This is a genomic window from Pseudomonas sp. H26/SER47-MNA-CIBAN-0231 (assembly GCF_040310465.1).
Taxonomy (GTDB): Bacteria; Pseudomonadota; Gammaproteobacteria; order Pseudomonadales; family Pseudomonadaceae; genus Aquipseudomonas; species Aquipseudomonas atacamensis.
Genome location: NZ_JBEOPW010000083.1, coordinates 1 through 271, shown reverse-complemented (window position 1 = coordinate 271; position 271 = coordinate 1). Strand labels below are relative to the sequence as shown.

Annotated in this window: 1 protein-coding gene; it reads right to left on the bottom strand. The window is 55.7% G+C overall.

Annotated elements, in window-relative coordinates; all coding sequences use genetic code 11:
- Positions 1-256, bottom strand: a 256-nt coding sequence (locus AAEZ10_RS27365) for an MCP four helix bundle domain-containing protein (RefSeq protein ID WP_350571817.1), incomplete at its 3' end; no start/stop codon positions are given.
- Positions 257-271 lie beyond the last annotated feature (15 nt).

Sequence of the window (271 nt, the reverse complement as noted above, 5' to 3'; positions counted from 1 at the left end):
CGGTGGTGCTTCGTACAATCTGTGGGTCTTCGGCCAGAGCCATGCGCAAGGTAAGCGCGCGGATACGCATCACGGACACATTTAGATCGCTGACTGCCATGATACTTGGCAGCCAGTTCTCGTCGACTTCCCTGCTCTCTTTGCGCATGTTAGCCATTTGGCTCAGGGCGAACAGGCCAAGGAAGAGTACGAGCAGGCCAATCAGGCCGAAGCCGACTGCGGAACGTTTACCGATGGTGATTGTACGAATAGCCATGGGACTACCTTCTCC